The 16585-nt window shown below is 67.9% G+C and carries 13 protein-coding genes, 1 tRNA gene and 1 riboswitch; of the genes, 7 read left to right on the forward strand and 7 right to left on the reverse strand.

What is annotated here, in order from left to right; genetic code table 11:
* Positions 1 to 48 precede the first annotated feature (48 nt).
* Complete coding sequence (gene cysN, locus ABNK63_RS03290) at positions 49 to 1929, forward strand: sulfate adenylyltransferase subunit CysN (protein ID WP_350016685.1); 1881 nt, start codon at positions 49 to 51, stop codon at positions 1927 to 1929.
* A 101-nt stretch (positions 1930 to 2030) separates the two neighbouring features.
* Here the strand turns inward: cysN and ABNK63_RS03295 are convergent, their stop codons facing one another.
* Entirely contained in the window at positions 2031 to 3872 is a 1842-nt protein-coding gene (locus ABNK63_RS03295; RefSeq protein WP_350016686.1) for an SLC13 family permease, read from the reverse strand.
* A gap of 435 nt (positions 3873 to 4307) precedes the next feature.
* Between ABNK63_RS03295 and ABNK63_RS03300 the strand changes: the two genes are divergently transcribed.
* Complete coding sequence (locus ABNK63_RS03300) at positions 4308 to 4655, forward strand: DUF559 domain-containing protein (protein ID WP_350016687.1); 348 nt, start codon at positions 4308 to 4310, stop codon at positions 4653 to 4655.
* 222 nt (positions 4656 to 4877) lie between these two features.
* On the opposite strand, the gene trmB is transcribed toward ABNK63_RS03300, so the two are convergent.
* Both trmB and ABNK63_RS03310 read right to left on the reverse strand, forming a co-directional pair.
* A complete protein-coding gene (gene trmB, locus ABNK63_RS03305; protein ID WP_350016688.1) occupies positions 4878 to 5582 on the reverse strand; it encodes a tRNA (guanosine(46)-N7)-methyltransferase TrmB in 705 nt (234 codons plus the stop codon).
* Positions 5583 to 5757: 175 nt separating this feature from the next.
* A complete protein-coding gene (locus ABNK63_RS03310) occupies positions 5758 to 7953 on the reverse strand; it encodes a DUF6600 domain-containing protein (RefSeq protein ID WP_350016689.1) in 2196 nt (731 codons plus the stop codon).
* A 239-nt stretch (positions 7954 to 8192) separates the two neighbouring features.
* On the opposite strand from ABNK63_RS03310, the gene ABNK63_RS03315 reads away from it, so the two are divergent.
* The 5 genes from ABNK63_RS03315 (at position 8193) to ABNK63_RS03335 (ending at position 11973) form a co-directional block, all read left to right on the forward strand.
* Positions 8193 to 8266: transfer RNA gene (locus ABNK63_RS03315), tRNA-Gly, on the forward strand.
* Positions 8267 to 8306: 40 nt separating this feature from the next.
* Positions 8307 to 8759, forward strand: a complete 453-nt coding sequence (locus ABNK63_RS03320; protein ID WP_007809334.1) for a RimK/LysX family protein — start codon at positions 8307 to 8309, stop codon at positions 8757 to 8759.
* Between the two features lie 10 nt (positions 8760 to 8769).
* Positions 8770 to 9690: a 30S ribosomal protein S6--L-glutamate ligase gene (gene rimK, locus ABNK63_RS03325; protein WP_350016690.1), complete on the forward strand. Its 921-nt coding sequence runs from the start codon at positions 8770 to 8772 to the stop codon at positions 9688 to 9690.
* Positions 9691 to 10010: 320 nt separating this feature from the next.
* Complete coding sequence (locus tag ABNK63_RS03330; protein WP_007809337.1) at positions 10011 to 10697, forward strand: response regulator transcription factor; 687 nt, start codon at positions 10011 to 10013, stop codon at positions 10695 to 10697.
* The gene (locus tag ABNK63_RS03335) at positions 10681 to 11973 is read left to right on the forward strand and encodes a HAMP domain-containing sensor histidine kinase (RefSeq protein WP_007809339.1); all 1293 of its coding nucleotides are present in this window, start codon (positions 10681 to 10683) and stop codon (positions 11971 to 11973) included. Before ABNK63_RS03330 ends, ABNK63_RS03335 begins: the two co-directional genes overlap by 17 nt.
* Positions 11974 to 12141: 168 nt before the next feature.
* On the opposite strand, the gene ABNK63_RS03340 is transcribed toward ABNK63_RS03335, so the two are convergent.
* The 4 genes from ABNK63_RS03340 to ahcY form a co-directional block, all read right to left on the reverse strand.
* Positions 12142 to 13059 carry a branched-chain amino acid transaminase gene (locus ABNK63_RS03340; RefSeq protein ID WP_007809341.1) on the reverse strand — a complete coding sequence of 306 codons (918 nt, stop codon included), beginning with the start codon at positions 13057 to 13059 and terminating at the stop codon, positions 12142 to 12144.
* 66 nt (positions 13060 to 13125) lie between these two features.
* A complete protein-coding gene (locus ABNK63_RS03345; RefSeq protein WP_350016691.1) occupies positions 13126 to 13707 on the reverse strand; it encodes a DUF4124 domain-containing protein in 582 nt (193 codons plus the stop codon).
* Between the two features lie 26 nt (positions 13708 to 13733).
* Positions 13734 to 14558, reverse strand: coding sequence for a methylenetetrahydrofolate reductase [NAD(P)H] (gene metF, locus ABNK63_RS03350; RefSeq protein ID WP_007809345.1), 825 nt, complete (start codon positions 14556 to 14558; stop codon positions 13734 to 13736).
* A gap of 302 nt (positions 14559 to 14860) precedes the next feature.
* The gene (gene ahcY / locus ABNK63_RS03355) at positions 14861 to 16300 is read right to left on the reverse strand and encodes an adenosylhomocysteinase (RefSeq protein WP_350016692.1); all 1440 of its coding nucleotides are present in this window, start codon (positions 16298 to 16300) and stop codon (positions 14861 to 14863) included.
* An 81-nt stretch (positions 16301 to 16381) separates the two neighbouring features.
* A riboswitch (S-adenosyl-L-homocysteine riboswitch) is annotated at positions 16382 to 16511 on the reverse strand.
* Between the last annotated feature and the right edge of the window lie 74 nt (positions 16512 to 16585).

Genomic DNA, 16585 nt, shown 5'->3' on the forward strand with positions numbered 1-16585 from the left:
AGGGGTTGCTCTTCGCCCAAACACCCCCGCCCACCCGGAGGCCATCGCATGAATCGCCCGGATGCCGGCGCCAGCATCGACGCCTACCTGCAGCAGCACGAGAGCAAGAGCCTGCTGCGCCTGATCACCTGCGGCAGCGTGGACGATGGCAAGAGCACGCTGCTGGGGCGTCTGCTGTATGACACCAAACTGCTGTTCGACGACCAGCTGGCCACGCTGGAGGGCGACAGCCTGCGCCATGGCACGCAGAACGGCGAGCTGGATTTCGCCCTGCTGGTCGACGGGTTGTCGGCCGAGCGCGAGCAGGGCATCACCATCGATGTCGCCTACCGCTTCTTCAGTACCGATCGGCGCAAGTTCATCGTCGCCGACTGCCCCGGGCACGAGCAGTACACGCGCAACATGGCAACCGGTGCTTCCACGGCGGAATTGGCGGTGGTGCTGGTCGATGCGCGCAAGGGACTGCTGACGCAGACCCGCCGGCACACGTACATCTGCGGCCTGCTGGGCATTCGTCATGTGCTGCTGGCGGTGAACAAGATGGACCTGGTCGACTATGCCGAGGATGTGTTCCGGCCGATCGAGGCAGCCTACCGCGAGCTGGCCGGGCAGATGGGCATCGACCAGGTCACCGCGATACCGCTGTCGGCATTGCGCGGCGAGAACATCAGCAGCCGGTCAACGCTGATCGACTGGTACACCGGGCCGTGTCTGCTGGAGCAGCTCGAAACCGTGCAGATCGCCCACGCGGCCAGCGACCTCGGCTTCCGCATGCCGGTGCAGTGGGTGTGCCGCCCGGATCAGGGCTTCCGCGGTTACGCTGGCCAGGTGGCCGCGGGCACGTTGTCGCGTGGCGACGAGGTGGTGGTGCTGCCGGGTGGGGTGCGTTCGCATGTTGCGCGTATCGTGACTGCCGATGGCGATCTGGAGCGCGCGCGTACCGGCGATACGGTCACCTTGACGCTGGCCGACGAGCGCGACATCAGTCGTGGCGACATCATCGCCGCCGCGACGAAGCCGCCGCAGGTCGCCGACCAGTTCGCCGCCAACCTGCTCTGGATGGACGAGAGCCCGCTGCTGCCGGGGCGTCCGTACTGGCTGAAGATCGGCACGCGCACGGTCACCGCGCAGGTCACCGAGATCAAGCACAAGGTCGACGTCAACACGCAGGAACGGCAGGCGGCCAAACGACTGCTGCTCAACGAAGTGGCCTACTGCAACATCAGCATCGATCAGCCGATCGCCTTCGAGCCGTATGAGCGCTGCCACGAGCTGGGTGGCTTCATCCTGATCGATCGGCAGAGCAACGCCACCGTGGCGGCGGGCACGCTGGCGTTCGCGCTGCGTCGAGCCAGCAACATCCATTGGCAACACCTGGATGTTGACCGGGCCGCGCGTGCGTTGGTCAAGGGCCAGACGCCTGCCTGCCTGTGGTTTACCGGCCTTTCCGGCTCCGGCAAATCGACCATCGCCAACCTTGTCGAAAAGCGCCTGCATGCGATGGGTTACCACACCTACATGCTGGACGGCGACAACGTGCGCCATGGCCTCAATCGCGATCTCGGTTTCACCGACGAGGACCGCGTCGAGAACATCCGTCGCGTGGCCGAGGTCGCCCGCCTGATGACCGACGCGGGCTTGATCGTGCTGGTGTCCTTCATCAGCCCGTTCCGCAGCGAGCGGCGCATGGCGCGCGCATTGTTCGACGCGGGCGAATTCCGCGAGGTCTTCGTCGACACGCCGCTGGCAATCTGCGAACAGCGCGACGCCAAGGGCCTGTATGCCAAGGCCCGGGCCGGAAACATCAAGAACTTCACCGGCATCGACTCCCCGTATGAGCCGCCGGAAGCCCCGGAGCTGCACCTGCAAACCACCACCGCCAGCGCGGAAGCCCTGGCTCAACGTGTCGTCGACAGCCTGCTGGCCTGACCATTCGGGGTGTCGCCCGTCCCGCAAGGCAACGGCTTGCGCAGTGGCGAACACCGTGCTCCCTGTAGAACTTCAAGCCGGGTGCGCCGGCACCGCGTCGATCAGCGGAACAGCAGGTTGATCGCCACCAGCGTGACCACCAGCACCACCAGGGTCAGCGGCAAGCCGACGCGCAGGAAGTCCTTGCCCTTGTAGCCGCCGGGGCCGCTGACCATCATCAGGGCAGGGTGGCCGGAGCTGAGCAGGAAGGTGTTGGAGGAGGACACGGCGACGATCAGCGCATAGGCCGACGGGTTGCCGCCGGTGGCGACGGCGACGCTGATGGCGATGGGCACCATCATCACGGTGGCGCCCACGTTGGACATCACCTGGGAGAACAGCAAGGTGAGCACGGCCAGGCACAGTTGCAGCACCCAGGGCGCGGCGCCGCCCAGATGATCGAGCACCACCTGGGCGATCCACGAGGCGGTGCCGGTGGCGTCCATCGACCAGCCCAGCGGGATCAGGCAGGCGGTGACGAAGATGGTCTTCCAGTTGATCGCCTTGTAGCCCTCGTCCATGTTCAGCACGCCGGTGAGCAGCATGCCGATCGCGCCGGTCATCATCGCCACCGACAGGTCGAGGTTGGTGAACAGGGCCAGGCACTTGGCCAGCAGGAAGAAGCCCACCGCCTGCCAGATCTTGCCGGGACGCTGCTGTTCCTTGGGGATGTCGGTGACCACGACCAGGTCGCGGTCTTCGGCGGCCAGCGACAGGTCGCGCCAGTTGCTGTGCAGCACCACGGTGTCGCCGGCGCGCAGGCTGACGCCGCGCACGTCCTCGCGCAGCACCTTGTCGCCGCGGGTCACCGCCAGCACGGAAATGCCGAAGCGCTTGCGCAGGCGCAGCTCGCCCACGGTGTGCTTGATGAAGCGCGACACCGGCGGAATCACCACTTCGGAAATGCCGGCGCGGCTCGGATTGAACAGCTCGCCCAGCTGGCGCATGCGGGTGGACAGGCGGCACAGCTGGTTGTTGGCGAACTGGTTGAGTTGCTCGCGCGGGCCGAGCACGCCGAGCACCGAGCCGACCCAGATCACGTGGTCGGCCGGCGGCGCCATGCGCGCATCGTTGCCGCTCTTGATCGCCAGGATCAGCGGCGCCTCGTACAGCTGTTCCGCCTCGCCGATGCTCATGCCGACCAGTGGGCTCTCGGCGGTGACGGTGAGCTCGGCGGTCTCGCCCACGATGCCGTAGGTCTCGGCGAAGTAGCTCTCGGTGCGCCCGGGCGTCACCTTCAGCCGTTCGTCCTCGTGCCCCGGCAGCAGCTTGCGGCCGAAGAAATAGAAATAGGCGACGCCGACCACGGCCAGCGCCAGGCCCACCGGCGTCACGCTGAACAGGCCGAACTTCGGAATCGTGTGCGCGCCCGGCGGCAGGTTCACGTTGGCGCTGGCGATCAGGTCGTTCAGCACGATCAGCGGCGAGTTCGCGATCAGCGTGGTGTTGGTGGCGGTGAGGATGCAGAACGCCATCGGCAGCAGCAGCCGTGAAATCGGCACGCCGGTGCGCGCGGCGAGCCGGCTGCTGACCGGGATCATCAGGGCGGCCAGCGCCTGGCTGGGAATCACCGCGCTGAACAGGCTGGCCACCATGTTGATGACCAGGCCGAGCCGCGACTCCGCCCCGCGCGCCATGCGCATGACGAAGTTGGCGGTGAGGTTGAGTACGCCGGCGCGGTCGAGCCCTTCGCCCATGATCATGATCGCGATGATCGCGATCACCGCGTTGCCGGCGAAGCCGTTGAACACGCGGTCGGACGGAATCAGCCCGGTCAGGCCGATCACCACCACCACCAGCAGCGCCACCATGTCGGCGCGAATCCACTCGAGCACCAGCATCAGCATGGTGAAACCCACCAGCCCGAGCACCAGGATCATTTCGGGGGTGAGCGAGAGCGCCATCAGCTGACGTCCCTGCGGCGCAGCGGCTTGCGGTGGATACGGCGGGGCAGTGGAAACTTCACGCTGCTGTCGATTCGTCCCTGGGCGGATGTCCGTGAGTATAAGCGGGGTGGTGCGGTTGCTGGTGAACCGCGGGCGAAGAGTGCGATGGCGTGCGCGAAGAGCGACTACCTCAGAATCGATTCCTCCCGTGCTTGCCCCTCAAGGGACTTCCTTCGGTCGCAGGGGGAGGGCAGGAGGGGGTGCTTTTGATCTTGCTCGGGCGAAGAGCAACCCCACCCCGGCCCTCCCCTACTGCGCAGGGGAGGGAGAAGTGCGGCGGCGCTGAGTCAACTGATGCGGCGGGAGAGCACGCGCCTTTGCCCCTCCCCCTGCTGGCAGGGGGAGGCGGGGAGGGGGTAAAGCTCTTGCTCTCCTCAAGCGAAAGGACTCGCCGTGCACATCAAGTGGATCCGCGCCCGCCGCTTGCGCAATGAAGGCACCGACGCCGAACGTCGACTCTGGCACTACCTGCGCCAGCGCCAACTGGCCGGCCACAAGTTCCGTCGCCAATATCCACTGGCCGGCTACATCGTGGACTTCGTCTGCGTGCCGGCGCGGCTGGTGATCGAGCTGGATGGTGGGCAGCATCTGGATGCGATCGACTACGACCGGCGACGCACGGAAGTCCTGGGGCGCGAAGGCTACCGCGTGCTGCGCTTCTGGAATGACGACGTGCTGCTGCGCACGGCGGATGTGGTGGGGGAGATTTTTCGGGTGCTGGAGGAGAGGTCAAGAGCGTGACCCCACCCCAACCCTCCCCTACCTTGTAGGGGAGGGAGTAGTTCCGGCGAGCTCGCAGCTTTTCTCCCTCCCCTGCGAAGTAGGGGAGGGTTGGGGTGGGGTCGCTCTTGCCGCTTTGCTCCCTCCCCTGCAACGCAGGGGAGGGTTGGGGTGGGGTCGCTCTTGCCGCTTTGCTCCCTCCCCTGCAACGCAGGGGAGGGTTGGGGTGGGGTCCGCTCCTGCTCAGACTTTCCGGTAGAGCAGATCCCGAACCCCATGCCCCAGCTTCAGCCCGCGCCGCTCGAAGTGGGTCTCGATGCGCCACGCGGGCTTCTCGGCGTACTGGCCCGGGCCGAGCTGGTTGCGCCAGGCGGGGGCGGCCTCCATCACTTCGAGCATGTGTTCGGCGTAGGGCTGCCAGTCGGTGGCCAGGTGCAGCAGGCCGTCCGGGGCCATGCGCGAGGCGAGCAGGGCGACGAAGTCGGGCTGGATCAGGCGGCGCTTGTTGTGGCGCTTCTTGTGCCATGGATCGGGAAACCAGATGCGCGCCTCGGCCAGCGTGCCCGGCGCGATTTCGTGCTCCAGCACTTCCACCGCGTCGTGCTTGTAGATGCGCACGTTCTGCGCGTCGCGGGCGGCCAGCGCGTTCATCAGTCGACCCACGCCGGGGCCGTGGACTTCCACGCCGAGGAAGTCGCGCGCCTGGTCGTGCTCGCTGGCCCAGGCCAGCGCCTCGCCGTTGCCGAAGCCGATCTCCAGCACCAGCGGCGCGCTGCGGCCGAAGCTGGCGGCGAAGTCGTGCGGCGTGCCGCGGTAGTCGATGCCGAAGCGCGACCACAAGGTGTCGAAGGCGCGTTGCTGCGCGGGCGTCATGCGGCCTTCGCGCAGCACGAAGCTGCGGATGCGGCGCATGTAGTCGGGTGTGGTGGCGTCGGTGGGCTCGGACATCCGCCTATTGTAGGGCTTGTGCCGGCGTCGGCTGCTGCGCCGCCTCGGTGCAAAGTCAAAAGCGAACCCCACCCCAGCCCTCCCCTGCAAGCAGCGGAGGGAGTCAGGCGTGGCTGTGCGTTCCACTCCCTCCCCTGCGAAGTAGGGGAGGGCTGGGGTGGGGTCCGCTCTTGCCCTAGTGCCGCCGATCTTCCCGATCCAGTCGCTCGCCGCCCTTTCTCGGTGAGGGCCGCGACATGTTCTGCTGCGGCCTGGGGGCTTCGACCCGCGGTGCCGGGCGTTGCGGCGGCTCGTAGCGGGGCGGTGGTGGCGCGCTGGGGCGCGGTTGCGGCCGTGGCGCTTCGCGCATGGGCTCGCGCTGCACGGGCTCGGGGCGCTGGAAGCGTGGCTGCGGACGTTCGAAGCGGCGCTGCTCCGGCTCGCCCAGCGTGGGCGTGGCGACGGGTGTCTGCGTTGTCGCGTGCTGGAACCGCGCGCGGTCATACGGCACCACGCGTGCATCGTCGCGGCGGGTCGGCGGCATCGGGCGGGGCGCGCGCTGGTCGACCGATGGCGTGGACGGGCTCGGGGCGATGTAACTCACCCCGGGGCGCGGCATGTTTTCGCGCCGGTCGGCACCGTAAGGGCTGCGTGGATGCGCAAAGCGGGCCGAGCGCGGTTCGCCGTCGTCACCTGCGTTGGTCATGCGGTCTTCGCGGGTGGCCGGCGTGATGCGGGGCACCGTCGGCAACTGCGCGGTGACGGGTGCGGCGCGGTGCACGTTGCCGCCGTCGCGATCGGCCATCGGCGGGCGTCGCCCCGGGTCCTGGCTGCCCAGCACGCGCACCCGTCCGCTGGAGGCGTCGCCGGTCAGCTTGCCGTGGTTCGGCCTGCCGTAATCCGGCACGGGGGCGTCGTGGATATCCGGCGGCGCGCGCCGGGCGACCACTTCGCGGGTGAAGCCGCCGGCGGGCAGGTTGCGCACGTGGGTGGTGCGCGGCCCGTGCCCGCCGCGATCGGTGGGGCGCACGCCGGCGATGTCGCGCGGGCGCAGCGACGTGTCGGTGAGCTTGCGCGGATCGACATGCAGGCGATGGTTTGTCACGCGGTGACCGCCGGCGAAGTTGTCGCCGGACACCGCGGTGAAGCCGCGGGGCGCGCCGCGACGGTGGTCGCCCCGATCGAAGTCGCCGCGACGGTAGCGGGTGTAGTGGTCATCGATGTCGCGCCGCGGGTCGTGTCCGCCGCGCACGCGGATGTTGTGCACGTTGACCCGGGTGTAATAGCGGCGGCCGCAGCGATACCACGGGTTGTAGATCTCGCCCGGGCCCAGCGGGAACCAGCCCACCGGCGCACCGCCGATCCCCACCGACCAGCCACCGCCGCCGACGAAGGCGACCAGCGCCGGCGCGTAGATCGCACGCACGCCGCGCGGGCCGGGAATCCAGCCCCAGCCGCGCTGGGTGTAGGCCCAGCGACCGTAGTGGTACGGCGCGTAACCCCACGGCGCATCGTCGATCCAGGTCCAGCCCCACGGCGCGATGTACGCCCAGTGGCCGTTGCGGTAGGGCGCCCAGTCCGAACCGACGTTGTGCGGATACCACACCGCGCCGTACTCGCTGCTGTCCTGCCAGGCGCCGTACTGGTCGAGGTCCTGGTAGCCGACCACGTCGTCGGAGACGTACTGGCTGCTGTCGGACTGTGCGTAGCGACGATCGCGCTCGCTGGCCCAGTGGTCGAAGGCGTCGCCGCCGGCGAGGTCGCTGATCGTCACCATGCCCAGGCTGGCGTCGGTGAAGCGGTAGCTGCGGCCGGGGTTGATCGAGCGCTGGGCGTTGTTCTCGCCGAACACGGTGGCGGCGCCATCCAGCGCCGCGATGCGGGTGCTGCCGTCGCGCGGATCGACGTCGACGCGGAACGTGCCGGGCCGGTCCACCACCAGCGCCACCGCGGGGGTGTCGATCTCGTAGCTTTCGCCGTCGCCGAGCTGGCGCACGGTGAGGCTCAGGCTGCCCTGGGTCAGTTCGATCTGCGCCAGCTGGTCGTCGAGGTCGAGCAGGCCGAGGTCGGACTGGCCGTCGATGCGCAGCGTGCCGCCGTCGAACTCCAGCTCGGCGCGCGTGCCCGCTGCGCTGGAGAGCTTGTCGCCGGTGGTCAGCGGGCGGTTGATGTTGGCGTCGCTCCAGTCCTTCGCGCCGGAAGGCAGGAAACCCAGGTCGCCGCCGACATACGACAGGCGCGCCACCCGGGTCGGCGGATCGGCGCTGTCATCGGTGTCGGATCGGGTGTCGGTTTGGGCCTGCGCCAATCCGGCGACCAGGCACAGCAGCCATACCGCCAGCACGCGCCGGTAGCGGCGCCATGAAACAGGGGACTCGGCAAACCTGGACATGCGGCTCTCCTTGGCAAGTGCGGATGAGGCGGAAGCAGGGCGGGGAAGTGTCATGTGCTCGTGAACGCGCAGTGTCGAGCAAACGATGACCCCACGCCGAGTATGCGCAGGCGATTGTTCAGCACCCGTTGGGCGCGCCGCCTTGCTCCCTCCCCTGCGTGCAGGGGAGGGCCGGGGTGGGGTCGCTCCTGACGCCGCCTTCCAACCACGCGAATCCCGGGTTACCATCCGCCGGCCAAGCGGGTGTAGCTCAATGGTAGAGCTGTAGCTTCCCAAGCTACTGACGAGGGTTCGATTCCCTTCACCCGCTCCACTCCCCCGCTGCATCGATCCCCGAGCTTCCCACAATCCACATGGCGGATCTGATTACCTTGGGCTGGCGGGAGCGGCTGGCGTTGCCGCAATTGGGCATTGCCCTGCTCAAGGCCAAGCTCGACACCGGGGCGCGCAGCAGTTCGCTGCACGTGGACACCCTCGAAACATTCCAGCGCGACGGCGATACCTGGCTGCGCTTCAGCCTGCACGTGGGGCGACGCTCGCCGCTGGCGATCCGTTGCGAAGCGCCCGCGCTGGATCGGCGCACGGTCACCGATACCGGCGGCCGCCGCACTGAGCGCTGGTTCATTCGCACTGCGGTAGAACTGGCCGGGCAGCAGTTCGAGATCGACGTCAATCTGACCGATCGCCGGCATATGCTGTTTCCGATGTTGCTGGGTCGCAGTGCGCTGAGCGGGCGCGTTGCGGTGGACCCGGCGCTTTCCTATACCCAGCCGCGGCCGTCGACCACGACCGTGCCATCCCGATGACGGCCTGCCCATGAAGATTGCGATCCTTTCGCGCAACACCCGACTGTATTCGACCAAGCGCCTGGTCGAGGCCGCGCGCGTGCGCGGGCACGTGGTAAGGGTGTTCGATCCGCTGCGCTGCTACGTGCGCATCGCGCCGGGCGCGTCGTCGATCCGCTTCAAGGGCAAGGAGGTGCGCGACATCGATGCGGTGATCCCGCGCATCGGCACCTCCAGCACGTTCTACGGCACCGCGGTGCTGCGCCAGCTGGAAATGATGGGCGTGTACACGCCGAACCCGTCCGACGCGGTGCTGCGGGCGCGCGACAAGCTGCGCTGCCTGCAGATCCTGGCCGCCCAGGGCATCGACATGCCGGTGACCGTGTTCGGCGACAACCCCGACGACACCGACGACGTGCTGGCCCTGCTCGGCGATCCGCCGCACGTGATCAAGTTGAACGAGGGCAGCCAGGGCACCGGCGTGGTGCTGGCCGAGAAGCGCGCGGCTTCGCAGAGCGTGATCGAGGCGTTCCGCGGCCTGTATGCCAACTTTCTGGTGCAGGAGTTCGTGGCCGAGGCCAAGGGCAGCGACCTGCGCTGCTTCGTGGTCGGCAACCAGGTGGTCGCGGCGATGCAGCGCGATTCCAGCCCGGGCGAGTTCCGCGCCAACCTGCACCGCGGCGGCAGCGCGAAGGCGGCCACGCTGAGCGCCGACGAGGAGCGCATCGCGGTGGCGGCGGCCGGCGCGCTGGGCCTGGGCGTGGCCGGCGTCGACCTGCTGCGTTCGAACCGCGGCCCGCTGCTGCTGGAGGTCAACGCATCGCCTGGCCTGGAGGGCATCGAGGCCGCGACCGGCGTGGATGTGGCGGCGGCGATCATGGCCTTGCTGGAAACGCAGGCCGCCGGAAAGCAGGGCGAAAGCCGCGTCCGCCGGCGCCCCGCGAAGGCCTGAGGGCCGCCGTCGGTGCCCCGCCAGGATGTGAATTGACGCGGTGTTAACTCGCTCATAACCCGTCGCCCCCTATAAAGCTCCCACTGTTTTTTGCGACACCGCGACCCACACGGCGCGGCGCCGGCAGACGATGGTATCGGGGCAGTAACTTGGGCCCAGGTGGGCGACGGCGAGTCGCGCATCTGGGCTTTTTCTTGCCCGCACGAGTGCCACACGAACGCGCGTTCAGGTTTCTTTCGCTGCCGCCGCGCTGCGTTCATCCAAGATTGTTAAGCTGGCACCCCCAGCCGGCCCGTGAGCCGGCTGCGCAGGAGTGACACATGCGCGTACTGGTGATCGAAGACAACAGCGATATCGCGACCAACATCGGCGATTATCTGGAAGACCGGGGCAACGTGGTCGATTTCGCGGGTGACGGCGTGACCGGCCTGCACCTGGCCGTGGTGCACGATTTCGACGTGATCGTGCTGGATCTCACGCTGCCCGGCATGGACGGCCTGGAGGTCGCCCGCAAGTTGCGCCACGAGGCGCACAAGCAGACGCCGATCCTGATGCTGACCGCGCGCGACGCGCTGGAGCAGAAGCTGACCGGTTTCGAATCGGGCGCCGACGACTACATGACCAAGCCGTTCGCGCTGCAGGAGCTGGCCGCGCGACTGGAAGTGCTGGCACGCCGCGGCAAGGGCCCGCAGAGCCGCGTGCTGAAAGTGGCCGACCTCACCTTCAACCTCGACACGCTGACGGTGAACCGCGAGGGCAAGTCGATCCAGCTGAACCCGATCGGCCTGAAGCTGCTGCAGGCGCTGATGGAAGCGAGCCCGTCGGTGGTCACCCGGCAGGACCTGGAACAGAAGGTGTGGGGCGAGGAACTGCCCGACAGCGATTCGCTGCGCGTGCATATCCACGGCCTGCGCGCCGCGATCGACAAACCCTTCGAGAAGCCGCTGATCCACACGCGGCACGGCATTGGCTATCGGATGGTCGAGCCGGATGCAGTCCAGGCGTAAGCTTCGTTTTCGGCTGGTCGTCTCCTTCACGCTGTTCGGCTTCGGCCTCAGCGCGTTGTTTGCGTTCGCCGCGTTGAACATCCGTTCGCGGGTGGAAGACCAGCTGGTCAACGCCAGCCTGCTGGACGACGCCAAGTACGCGAACCATTACGCGCAGGAACACCCGGAGGCGCCGGGCCCGGGCTCGCAGCTGATCACGGGCATGACCAAGAGCGATCGCACCTTGTACAAGGCGCCGCTGGCCTGGCAGAACCTGGCCGACACCAATGGCGTGCACGACATCATCGAGCAGAGCGAGGATGGCGACCAGCGGCACTACAAGCTGGCGGTGTATCGCGAGAACCACATCATCAGTTTCGTCCGCTACGACGTCACGCGCGAGGAGCTGGGCAAGCAGCAATTGCTCATCAGTGTCATCGCCGCGGTGTTCCTGTTCGGCCTGCTGTCGCTGGTGCTGGGCCTGTGGCTCTCGCGCAAGGTGCTGAAGCCGGTCAGCGAGCTGGCCAATCGTCTGCGCGATTTCCGCAAGGCCGGCAAGGCCGAGCCGCTGGCGCCGCATTTCGCCGACGACGAGGTGGGCGAGCTGGCGCATGCGCTGGACGAGTATTCGGCGCGGCTCACGGCGATGGTCGAGCGCGACCGCGAATTCAATTCCGACGTGAGCCATGAATTGCGCACGCCGCTGGCGGTGATCGCCAGCACCACCGAATTGCTGCAGGGCTCGCCCGATCTCACCGAAAAGCTGAGCGAGCGGCTGAAGCGGATCGAGCGCGCCTCGCGCCAGGCCACCGAGCTGATCGAGGCCTTGCTGCTGCTGTCGCGCGCCGAGCGGCGCGGCCCGACCCGCGGCGAAACCACCGAGGTCGGCAAGGTTGCCGCCGACGTGATCGAGAGCCAGCGTCCCCAGGTGCGCGGCAAGCCGCTCACCGTCGAACTGCGCACCGAGCAGCAGGTCAGCGTGAATGCGCCGGCCTCCGTGCTGTCGGTGGCGTTGACCAACCTGATCGGCAACGCGATCAAGTACACGCTCGAAGGCAGCGTGCAGGTGGTGGTGGGCAACGGCAGCATCGAAGTGATCGACACCGGCCCCGGCATCAAGCCGGAAGATGCCGAGCGCCTGTTCCAGCGCGGCGTGCGCGGCGAAGGCGCCGGCGGCAGCGGTGCCGGGCTGGGCCTGGCGATCGTGCGCCGGCTGTGCGAACTGTACGGCTGGGACGTCTCGATGCGACCCCGCAGCGACGCCAACGGCGCGATCGCCAGCATCCGGTTCAGCTGAATTCCTGTTTCCCGAGAGTCAAGAGCGACCCCACCCCAACCCTCCCCTGCGTTGCAGGAGAGGGAGTCAGGCGGCGTTGCTCCTCCCCCTGCGTGCAGGGGAGGGAGCTGGGCGGCGTTGCTCCTCCCCCTGCGGGCAGGGGGAGGCCGGGAGGGGGTTGCTCTTGACTCAGACCTGCTCCAGCCAGCCCCACTTGTCGTGGGTGCGACCGTCGAACAGGCCGAAGAACAGTTCCTGCAGGCGGCGGGTGACGCGGCCCGCGGTGCCGTTGCCGATCTGCTTGCCGTCGACCGAGCGGATCGGGGTGACTTCGGCGGCGGTGCCGCACATCAGGATCTCGTCGGCGAGGTAGAGGTACTCGCGCGGCAGGTCGCGTTCGACCACTTCGATGCCGTCTTCGCGGGCCAGCGTCTTCAGCGTGTCGCGGGTGATGCCGGTGAGGATCGAGGCGCTGGCCGGGGTGGTGTGCAGCACCCCGTCGAAGACCAGGAACAGGTTCTCGCCGGCACCTTCGCTGAGCAGGCCGCTGGAGGCCAGCGCGATGCCCTCACCGAAGCCGAGGCGACGCGCTTCGCGTGCGATCAGCTGGCCGGAAAGGTAGTTGCCGCCGGCCTTGGCGCCGGCCGGGATGGTGTTCGGCGCGAAGCGCTGCCAGCTGGACACGCAGGCGGTGATGCCGTTCTCCAGGGCCTCTGGCCCCAGGTACGGGCCCATCGGCCATGCCGCCACGGCGACGTCGATCGGGGTTTCCGCGGACAGGCCGAAGCCGCCCAGGCCCCGGTAGGCCACCGGGCGCAGGTAGGACGCGCCCAGGCCGTTCTTCTTGATCACCGCGCGGCAGGCCGCAGCCAGTTCGTCGGCCGTGTACGGCAGCGCCATGTCGTAGATCTTGGCCGACTGGTACAGCCGGTTGATGTGGTCGGTCAGGCGGAAGATCGCGGCGCCGTCGGGGGTGGCGTAGCTGCGGATGCCTTCGAATACCGACGAACCGTAGTGCAGGGCGTGGGACATCACGTGGGTGGTCGCCTGGGCCCACGGCTTGATCTCACCGTTCTGCCAGATCCACTCGGGGTACTGCTGGGCCATGTCGATTCTCCAGTGGGGACCGCCCATGATAGCTGCTGTCGGCCGAGCCGGCGTCAATGGGCGCCTTCAGTCAGCGTTGCGCAACCACAGGCAGCCGGCCTGGTGGACGATGTCGAAGCGCAGTTCGCGCGGGTTGCCGTTGCCGTCGCTGTCGGCGGTGTGCACCACCAGCTGATTGCGCGCCGGCGTTGCCGGGGCGGGATCGACGTTCATGGCGAATGGATCGGCGAGGCTGCTTGCCGGGGCGGGCGTCGGCGCGGATTCGTCGGGCGCCGTCACGTCCAGCAACGGCTGTTTGATCAGCCGGGTCAGCGACTGGATGTCGGCGATGGCCGCGCCGCGACCGTAGCCATCCCACAGCATCATGCCGGCCAGCCGGTTGGCGTCATGGTTGGCGAAGGCATCGATCACGCCCTGGCGCAACGCACCCAGAGTGGCGGCGCACAGGGTTGGCGTGGTGGTGGCGGTCACCGCGGGTGCCGACGCGGCGACACGACTGGCCGGGGTGGCCTGCAGCGCGGCGCAGGGCTGGTCGGTGAACACCGCACTGCCATTGGCGCCGATGCAGCGATGGATCGGCGTCTGCGCCGCGGCGGGCGCGGCGCAGGCGGGCGCGATCAGGCAGAGCAGGGTGGCCAGGCGATACATCGCGCCAGCATACCCGCCACCGCGTCTCAGGAAAGCTGCTGCAGTACCGCCTGCGTGGCGCGGGCCCGGTTCAGCGTGTAGAAGTGCAGGCCGGGCGCGCCGCCGTCGAGCAGGCGCCGGCATAGCTGTGCCACCACTTCGGCACCCAGCGCGCGCACCGCATCGGCATCGTCGCCGTGGGCCTGCATGCGCTTGGAGATCCAGCGCGGGATCTCCGCGCCGCACATCTCGGAGAAACGCCGCAGCTGGCTGAAGTTGGTGATCGGCATGATGCCCGGCACGATCGGCACGTCGACGCCGAGCTTGCGCACGTCGTCGACGAAACGGAAGTACGCGTCGGGGTTGAAGAAATACTGGGTGATCGCGCCGTTCGCGCCGGCGTCGATCTTGGCCTTGAAATGCTGCAGGTCGCGCAGCGCGTCATCGGCCTGTGGATGGGTTTCGGGATACGCCGCGACCTCGATGTGGAAGTGGTCGCCGCAGTGCGCGCGGATGAAGGCCACCAGCTCGGCCGCGTAACGGAAGTCGCCCGCCGTGGCCATGCCCGAGGGCATGTCGCCGCGCAGCGCCACCAGCCGCCGGTAGCCGGCCGCGCGGTAACCGTCCAGCAGTTCGGTGATCTCGGCCTTGGTGCCGCCCATGCAGGACAGGTGCGGCGCCACCGGCAGGCCATGCTGCGCGTGCAGCCGCGCCACGGTGTCCCCGGTATAGCTGAGCGTGGACCCGCCCGCGCCGAACGTGACGGAGGCGTATTCCGGCTGGTGCGCCTTCAGCACCTGCGCGGCGCGATCCAGCTGCGCGCGTTGTTCATCGGTCTTGGGCGGGAAGAACTCGAAGCTGATCGACGGCATCGCTGGGCATCCGGTGGGCGGTGCCGGCGAGTATATATCTTTGTTTCGCGATGAAGCGATAGATCAAGAGCGACCCCACCCCGGCCCTCCCCTGCAAGCAGGGGAGGGAGCAGAGGCGCCGGGTTGATTCCTCGCGCTGCGCAGCAGGGGAGGGAGCAGAGGCGCCGGGTTGATTCCTCCCCCTGCGCAGCAGGGGGAGGGCAGGAGGGGGTGCTCTTGATCTTCTCCACAAAAAAAACGGGGCGCATCGCTGCGCCCCGTTTCACATCAGACCAGGGAGGTTGCCTCCCCGCCCACCGCTGTCAGTAGCGGTAGTGATCCGGCTTGTACGGACCTTCCACCGGCACGCCGAGGTACTTCGCCTGCTCGTCGCTGAGCGTGGTCAGCTTCACGCCGATCTTCTCCAGGTGCAGGCGGGCGACTTCCTCGTCCAGCTTCTTGGGCAGGATGTAGACCTTGTTCTCGTAGCTGTCCCGGTGCTCCCACAGGTCGATCTGGGCCAGCGTCTGGTTGGCGAACGAGTTGGACATCACGAAGCTGGGGTGGCCGGTGGCACAGCCCAGATTGACCAGCCGGCCCTCGGCCAGCAGGAAGATCGCGCGGCCGTCGGAGAAGGTGTACTTGTCCACCTGCGGCTTGATGTTGAGCTTGGTCACGCCGGCCATCGCGTTCAGCGCGTCGACCTGGATCTCGTTGTCGAAGTGGCCGATGTTGCAGACGATCGCCTGGTCCTTCATCGCCTTCAGGTGATCGAGCCGCAGCACGTCCTTGTTGCCGGTGGTGGTGACGTAGATGTCGCCGCGGCCCAGGGTGGATTCAACCGTGTTGACCTCGAAGCCTTCCATCGCCGCCTGCAGCGCGTTGATCGGATCGATCTCGGTAACCACCACGCGGGCGCCGTAGGCACGCAGGCTGTGCGCGCAACCCTTGCCCACGTCGCCGTAACCGCAGACCACGGCGACCTTGCCGGCCAGCATCACGTCCATCGCGCGCTTGAGGCCGTCGGCCAGCGACTCGCGGCAGCCGTACAGGTTGTCGAACTTGCTCTTGGTGACCGAGTCGTTGACGTTGATCGCGGGGATCAGCAGCGACTTCGCCTCGGCCAGCTGGTACAGGCGATGCACGCCGGTGGTGGTTTCCTCGGAGACGCCCTTCCAGTCCCTGACCACGGTGTGCCAGTAGCCCGGGCGCTCGCTGTGCACGCGCTTGAGCAGGTTCTTGATCACCTGCTCCTCGTGCGAGGAGGCCTTTTCATCGACCCACGTCGAACCGTTCTCCAGTTCGTAGCCCTTGTGGATCAGCAGCGTCACGTCGCCGCCGTCATCGACGACGAGTTGCGGACCGAGGTAGCCGCCCTTGCCGTCGGGGAAGGACAGCGCGTCCAGCGTGCAGTCCCAGTATTCCTCCAGCGTCTCGCCCTTCCAGGCGAACACCGGCGTGCCGGTGGCGGCGATCGCCGCGGCGGCGTGGTCCTGCGTCGAGAAGATGTTGCACGAGGCCCAGCGCACGTCGGCGCCGATGTCCTTCAGCGTCTCGATCAGCACCGCCGTCTGGATCGTCATGTGCAGCGAGCCGGTCACGCGCACGCCCTTCAGCGGCTGGGCGGTGGCGTGCTTGCGGCGGATCGACATCAGGCCCGGCATCTCGTGCTCGGCGATGTCCAGTTCCTTGCGGCCGAAATCGGCGAGCGTGATGTCGCGGATCTTGTAGTCGTGGGTGGTTTCTTTCAGTGCGGCGTTCATGGATATCTCCGGTTAGTGCGAGGCTTCCGTGAAGAGTCCGGCATGGATGGCCGGTCTTTCTTCGCGAAGGGACTCGCGTAGAGCAACCGGGCGCCGTTGTGGAACGTGCCGCGCCGAGCCTGGCCGTTGTCGTGAAGAGTCCGCACGGGATGTGCGGGGCATTGCGGACGTATCCGCATTCACGACGACGGTCGCAGCGCCCCTCGGCGGGCAGTGCAAAGGAGACATTGTAGCGGCAGACATGAGCTTATGCCGCATCGTCGGGTGTCTCCCGGACCAGGATTG

The organism is Rhodanobacter sp. IGA1.0 (assembly GCF_040208325.1).
Taxonomy (GTDB): domain Bacteria; phylum Pseudomonadota; class Gammaproteobacteria; order Xanthomonadales; family Rhodanobacteraceae; genus Rhodanobacter; species Rhodanobacter spathiphylli.